6 protein-coding genes are annotated in these 6,839 nt (G+C 57.3%); 3 read left to right on the forward strand and 3 right to left on the reverse strand.

Annotation, left to right across the window (positions count from 1 at the left end):
- Both guaA and guaB read right to left on the reverse strand, forming a co-directional pair.
- A partial coding sequence (gene guaA, locus RQ738_RS12710) for a glutamine-hydrolyzing GMP synthase (RefSeq protein WP_314165640.1) occupies nt 1–1,555 on the reverse strand: 1,555 nt, incomplete at its 3' end.
- 60 nt (nt 1,556–1,615) lie between these two features.
- Complete coding sequence (gene guaB, locus RQ738_RS12715; RefSeq protein ID WP_314165641.1) at nt 1,616–3,076, reverse strand: IMP dehydrogenase; 1,461 nt, start codon at nt 3,074–3,076, stop codon at nt 1,616–1,618.
- A 200-nt stretch (nt 3,077–3,276) separates the two neighbouring features.
- On the opposite strand from guaB, the gene RQ738_RS12720 reads away from it, so the two are divergent.
- The 3 genes from RQ738_RS12720 (at nt 3,277) to RQ738_RS12730 (ending at nt 5,889) form a co-directional block, all read left to right on the forward strand.
- Entirely contained in the window at nt 3,277–3,594 is a 318-nt protein-coding gene (locus tag RQ738_RS12720; protein WP_314165643.1) for a hypothetical protein, read from the forward strand.
- Nucleotides 3,595–3,709: 115 nt separating this feature from the next.
- Nucleotides 3,710–5,062: an exodeoxyribonuclease VII large subunit gene (xseA, locus tag RQ738_RS12725; RefSeq protein WP_409929554.1), complete on the forward strand. Its 1,353-nt coding sequence runs from the start codon at nt 3,710–3,712 to the stop codon at nt 5,060–5,062.
- Nucleotides 5,032–5,889: a peptidoglycan DD-metalloendopeptidase family protein gene (locus tag RQ738_RS12730; protein ID WP_314165645.1), complete on the forward strand. Its 858-nt coding sequence runs from the start codon at nt 5,032–5,034 to the stop codon at nt 5,887–5,889. The genes xseA and RQ738_RS12730 overlap by 31 nt, the downstream gene beginning before the upstream one ends.
- A 3-nt stretch (nt 5,890–5,892) precedes the next feature.
- Here the strand turns inward: RQ738_RS12730 and RQ738_RS12735 are convergent, their stop codons facing one another.
- Complete coding sequence (locus RQ738_RS12735) at nt 5,893–6,666, reverse strand: DUF4197 domain-containing protein (protein WP_314165646.1); 774 nt, start codon at nt 6,664–6,666, stop codon at nt 5,893–5,895.
- Between the last annotated feature and the right edge of the window lie 173 nt (nt 6,667–6,839).

The following is a 6,839-nucleotide window of genomic DNA, read 5'->3' on the forward strand; positions in this document are numbered from 1 at the left end:
GCGGCTTGCCGGTAATGTCGTAGACGACACGCGAGATACCGTCGATCTCGTTCACAATACGGCGTGACACGAGGTCGAGGAAGTCGTAAGGCAGGTGTGCCCAGCGCGCGGTCATAAAATCAATCGTTTCCACGGCGCGCAGAGCGACGACATATTGATAACGACGACCGTCACCCGTCACACCCACTGACTTGACCGGCAGGAAGACGGTAAAGGCCTGTGAGATATCATGGTAGATTTCGTGCTTATACAACTCTTCAATAAAGATATGGTCTGCCAGGCGGAGTAAGTCCGCATATTCCTTTTTAACCTCGCCCAGGATACGCACGCCGAGCCCGGGGCCAGGGAACGGATGGCGATAGACCATCTCGTGCGGCAGCCCCAGCTCCACGCCAAGCTTGCGGACCTCATCTTTGAAAAGTTCACGGAGCGGTTCGCAGAGCTGCAGTTGCATGTAATCAGGCAGGCCACCGACATTATGGTGTGACTTGATCAGGTGTGCCTTGCCCGTCTTGGCGCCGGCTGATTCAATTACGTCCGGATAGATAGTGCCCTGTGCCAGCCATTTGGCATTGACCAGTTTCTTCGATTCTTCCTCAAAAATATCAACAAACATATTGCCGATAATCTTGCGCTTTTTCTCCGGATCGGCCTCGCCCTTGAGGGCATCAAGGAAACGCGCCTCGGCATCGATGCGGATAACCTTGACCCCCATGTGCTGGGCAAAGGTCGCCATCACCTGGTCGCCTTCCTTGTAGCGGAGCAGGCCGTTATCGACAAACACGCAGGTAAGCTGCTTGCCGATAGCCTTGTGCAGCAGGGCGGCGACAACCGATGAATCCACCCCGCCGGACAGACCCAGGACCACCTCTTCCTCCCCTACCTGTTCCCTGATTGTGGCAATGGAGTTATCGATAATATTGCTCGGGTTCCAGAGCGCCTCGCAGCCACAGATACCATGCACAAAGCGTTCGATAATGCGTTGCCCCTGGAGGGTATGTGTGACTTCCGGGTGAAACTGCACGCCATAAAAGTGTCGCTCTTCATCGGCGATACCGGCAACCGGGGCAGAGTCTGTAGAGGCCATTAGCTTGAAGCCTGCCGGCATTTCCACGACCCGGTCACCGTGCGACATCCACACGTCGAGCAGGCCAAAGCCTTCCTTTGATACCTCGTCTTCGATGTCTTTCAGCAGCGCGGTATGACCCCGCGCACGCACCTTGGCGTAACCATATTCATGATGGTCGGCATTCTCGACCTTGCCGCCAAGCTGCGCGGTCATGGTCTGCATGCCATAGCAGATCCCGAGCACGGGCACACCCAGCTCAAAGACTGCCTGTGGTGCAGTGGGTGCCCCCTCACCGGTGGTACTTTCCGGTCCGCCTGAGAGGATGATTCCTTTGGGTTTAAAGGCCTTTATATCCTCGTCGGTGATGTCCCAGGCATACAACTCGCAATACACGCCGGCCTCACGCACGCGACGGGCGATAAGCTGGGTGTACTGGGAACCAAAGTCGAGAATAAGAATACGATCGGCGTGAATGTTGTTTGACATCAATGGGCCTTCAAACTGGGGATTAAATAAAATGGCGGGCTTAATGCCCGCCATCCGTAGTCAGGTCGTGCGGTAATTCGGCGCTTCCTTGGTGATCTGCACATCGTGCACATGACTTTCATGCACACCGGCAGAGGTTACACGTACGAATTCGGGTTTGGTACGCATTTCTTCCAGGTTGGCACAGCCGGTGTAGCCCATGCTGGCGCGCACGCCGCCGAGTATCTGGTGAATGATATTCAGCAGGCTGCCCTTGTGTGGCACACGACCTTCGATGCCTTCCGGCACCAGCTTGTCCTGGTCCGAGCTTTCCTGGAAGTAACGGTCACTGGAACCGTCCTTCTGGCCCATCGCACCAATAGAACCCATGCCACGGTAAGACTTGTAGGAACGGCCCTGGAACAGTTCGACCTCACCGGGTGATTCATCCGTGCCGGCAAACAGGCTACCCATCATGACACTGTGCGCGCCGGCGGCCAGGGCCTTGGCGACGTCACCCGAATAACGGATACCGCCATCTGCAATCAACGGGATTCCATCCTTTGCCAGCGCCCGGGCGATATTCGAGACTGCGGATATCTGTGGCACACCGATACCGGCAACAATGCGCGTGGTACAAATCGAGCCCGGACCAATACCCACCTTCACGGCATCGGCGCCGGCATCACGCAGTGCCTCGGCGGCAGCGGCAGTGGCAATGTTGCCGCCAATGACCTGGATATCCGGGAAGTGCTGTTTGACCCAGCGGACCTTGTCGAGCACACCCTGCGAATGACCATGTGCGGTATCGACGACGATCACATCGACACCGGCCTCCGCCAGGGCGACCACGCGCTCGTCGTCCAGCGATGCGCCCACCGCCGCACCTACCCGCAGGTGGCCCATGTCATCCTTGGAGGCCAATGGCTTGTCGGTAGCCTTCTGAATATCCTTTGCCGTGATCAGGCCGCGCAGCTCAAAGTTGTCGTTGACCACCAGCACCTTCTCGATACGGTGTTTGTGCAGCAAGGCGACGACCTCTTCGCGTCTCGCGCCTTCCCGCACAGTCACCAGGCGATCCTTTGGGGTCATGATTTCAGAAACCGGGGCATCAACCCGCGTTTCGAAACGCATATCCCGACCGGTAACGATGCCGACCAGTTCGTTCTTGTCGACCACCGGCACACCCGAGATATTGTACTGTCTCGTCAGTTTGATCAGGTCACCAATCGTCGTCGAAGGCGGCACCGTAATCGGGTCCTTGACCACCCCGCTTTCAAACTTCTTCACGCGGTGGACTTCTTCAGCCTGGCGCTCAATGGTCAGATTTTTGTGGATAATGCCTATCCCCCCTTCTTGTGCCATGGCGATGGCGAGACGTGCTTCCGTCACCGTATCCATGGCTGCCGAGAGCAATGGCATGTTCAGGGTGATGTCACGAGTCAGGCGCGTGGCCAGGCTCACTTCCTTGGGCAACACGGTCGAGTGTGCCGGTATGAGCATAACATCATCAAAAGTAAGAGCTTCTTCAATTATCCGCATGCAGATTTCCCATTTGGGTCGGTGGCCACACAAGGGCCAGTTAATTAGCGGATAATTATAGAGTTTGACGCGGGCTGGGTAAACTCGGTAGCCTATAGTTATTGACCGGATCGACGACCGCTGGCGTCGACCGGGAAATATAAAAAACCAGCAATCTGTACCAGAAAGATAAAATAATACTCTCCGGAGGAGGAGCAACAATGAAAAAATTCGCTATTCTCGTAGCTGCAACCTGCATGCTCACAGGCACCCATGCCTTTGCCAATGACTCATCTAAACAGGAAGCCGCAGCAGCCGTACAGGCCGCAGTAAAGGCCGTTGAAGCTGCCAAGGCCGTTCGTGGTGAGTGGCGTGACAGCTACAAGATCCTCGGCAAGGCTAAAGCCGCCTATAAAAAGGGTGATTACGCAACAACCCTGAAACTGGCTGGCAAGGTCGAGCGTCAGGGTCAGATCGGCAAAGCCCAGGCCATGGCCGAAGCAGGCGCCGGTAAGATTGCCGATACAAGGTATCGCTAAGTCTTTCCCGGGAAATAGTAAAAAGGCCGGCTTTTAGCCGGCCTTTTTTATTGCCGCGGACAAATAATCCGGCAATTTATTGGGCATCGACGAGCTGTCCCGCTATCATGGCCCCATGCAAGACTTTGAAGAGACTCCCCTGCGACAGGTTTTCAGCGTTTCCGAGCTCAGTGGTGCCGCCCGCAAGCTGCTGGAGGACAATTTTCCCCTGATTTGGGTTGAAGGCGAGATCTCCAACCTTGCCCAGCCTGCCTCTGGACATCTCTATTTCTCGCTCAAAGATCCCTCCGCCCAGCTCCGTTGCGCCATGTTCCGCATGCGTGGCCGTTTGCTCGATTTCAAGCCGGAAAATGGCCAGCAGGTCCTCGTTCGGGCCAAGGTCAGCCTTTACGAGGCCCGCGGCGACTTCCAGCTCATCATTGAGCACATGGAAGAGGCCGGTGACGGCGCGCTGCGCCGTGAATATGAGGCCATGAAGCGCCAACTGCGCAACGAGGGCCTGTTTGAGGTCGCCCATAAACAGCCTATACCCGAATTACCTAAACAGATTGGCGTGCTTACCTCGCCCAGTGGCGCGGCCATACGCGATATCCTGAGCGTGCTGAAGCGGCGTTTCCCGGCCATCCCGATCCTCATTTACCCGATCCCTGTCCAGGGTCAGGGGGCGGCCGAAAAGATCGCCCGGGCCATTGAACTGGCGAATATCCGTCGTGAATGTGACGTGCTCCTGCTCAGCCGGGGAGGCGGTTCGCTTGAAGACCTGTGGGCATTCAACGAAGAGGTTCTGGCCAGGGCCGTTTTCAAGAGCCGCATCCCGGTTGTCAGCGCCGTCGGCCACGAGGTCGATTTCACGATAGCCGACTTTGTCGCCGATGCACGCGCGCCCACGCCATCGGCGGCGGCTGAACTGCTCAGCCAGGACCGGCAGGAATGGCTGGCGCGCCTGAATAGCCTGCAACGCCGCCTGTTCGCCAGCATGCAAAACCGCCTGCGCCAGACCAGCCAGCAACTCGACTGGCTGTCCCGTCGGCTGCAATCTCCCGGGCAACGTCTGGCACGGATCAGTAGCCGGGTTAACGAGTTGCAGCAGCGCCAAATCACCGCGTTGCGGCACCTCCTGCGCCGTCGGCAGGATAAACTGCTCAACCTGCGCGCCCGCTTGATGCAGCAAACCCCCGCCCAGCGCGTCGCCGTCCTGCACGAACGCTATAATCACCTGCACTCGCGTCTCGAACGGGCTATGCATGAACGCCTGCAAGACAGTACGCAAAGACTCGCCACCCTGGGCCATGCGCTCGACACCGTCAGCCCGCTCGCCACGCTCGGGCGCGGCTATGCACTGGTACAACGGGTCTCTGATGGCGAACTCCTGCGGGATGCCAGTAAAATAAACACCGGTGAGCAAATCCAGACCCGTCTCGCCAAGGGAAGCCTTTTATGCCGCGTCGAATCCTCACAAAACGACTAACTGTCCTGGTCGCCATTTTGTTCTGTGTGCCATTGCTGGCACGGGCCCTGCCGCAACACCAGGCCGTACCGGGTGGCGTGGCCGTACTCAAACTCGAGACGAATGCGGAGCAGGCGCCTGTTGTGCACTACGGCCAACAGCGCGTCATGGTGGTCAGGGAAAAGGGGCATTGGTATGCCGTGGTCGGCATCCCGCTGATGGCCAGACCGGGTGAGCATCTGCTCCGGGTCAAGGAAGCCCTGCCGCCGCCCTACAGTGTCGCTTTCGGCGTGAAGGACAAAGAGTACGCCACCCAGCGCCTGACCATTAAAAACAAGCGCAAGGTCAACCCGTATGCAAACGATCTGAAACGCATTCGTAGCGAGAAAAAGATCATTCTCGGTGCGCTTAAAAAATGGACGCCGCAGGCGGCGGTAGAAACCGTCTTCATGAAGCCCGTCGAAGGCCCTTTCAGCAGCCCGTTCGGATTACGGCGTTTCTTTAACGACCAACCGCGCCGGCCCCATAGCGGCCTCGATATCGCCGCTGCCGAAGGCGTGCCCATCCATAACCCTGCCGCCGGCGTGGTGGTCGAGACAGGTGATTACTTTTTTAACGGCAACACGGTACTGATCGATCACGGACAGGGGCTGGTAACGATGTACTGTCACATGAGCCGTATCGACGTGAAGCCCGGACAGAAGGTGACGCGTGGTGAGAGCATTGGTGCCGTCGGCAAAACCGGCCGCGTGACCGGTGCGCACCTGCACTGGGGGGTCAGCCTGAACAATACTCGCGTCGACCCGCTGCTGTTCCTGGAAGATACCCGGCAGAGCGATCGCCGCTAATGGCTATTCCGCAAACTGGCTGAAGACCTTTTGTAACAACTCAGTGGAGCGCGCTACCGGGTCCTTGCGAATCTTTGCCTCTTCCATGGCCAGCTTGATAAACAGGCCATCGAGGGTCTTTGTCGTAACGTAATGATCGATATCCAGTGATTCCTTGTCCATCAACGAAGACAGGAAGCCGGTCTTGCTGACCATCTTCTTGTAGGCAGAGGTCACCCCGACCTCGTCCATTGTCTCACTGACAATGGGCTGAATCGCCTGTCGCAGATCCGCCGAGGCGTGTTGGCGCAGGTATTGTGTGGCGGCATCATCATCACCCTGCAGTATGCCCCTGGCGTCCTGCAGGCTCATTTTTTTGATGGTGTTAATAACAATTTGTGTTGTCTGCGGCACGGCACGTTCGGCCGCACGGTTCATGCTGGCGACAAACTCGTCGGCGTATTTTTCCTGCCCGAGCTGGCGCAACAAACTGTCGACCTTTTGCAGGCTCTCCGGCATCAGGATCTTCACTGCCTGATCATTCAGGTAACCACCCTCCCTGCCCAGCAGATTGATAGCACGTCTGGAGCCTACCTCCAGTGCCTCAAGTACGGCCCGTGTCATTTCCTCTTGCCCCAGGGCGCTGCTGCCGGTCGTCACCGTTTTATCAGCGTCGACCGGCCGGGTAAATTCACCGAGTAAGTCGCCGAGGAAGTCCGACCATGCGGCCTGCAGCGTGCCTGTTGTCATGCCTAGCGAGACGGCCAATATCATTACTTGTACAAATTTTACGCGCATGATCAAGCCTCCAGTAAGACCCTGAGTTCGGGTTCGTGAATCGGATACTGCAAGACCCCGTGCAGCGGAAACAGTTCGGCCAGCCTGGCGGTAAACTTTTTTTGCCTCGTCAGAAAAATTCATGGGTAGTTTTCGGGGCAGGTAGCGCTCCAAGCGCGTGATATAAGGCGATT

The organism is Sulfuriflexus sp. (assembly GCF_032250955.1).
Taxonomy (GTDB): domain Bacteria; phylum Pseudomonadota; class Gammaproteobacteria; order AKS1; family AKS1; genus Sulfuriflexus.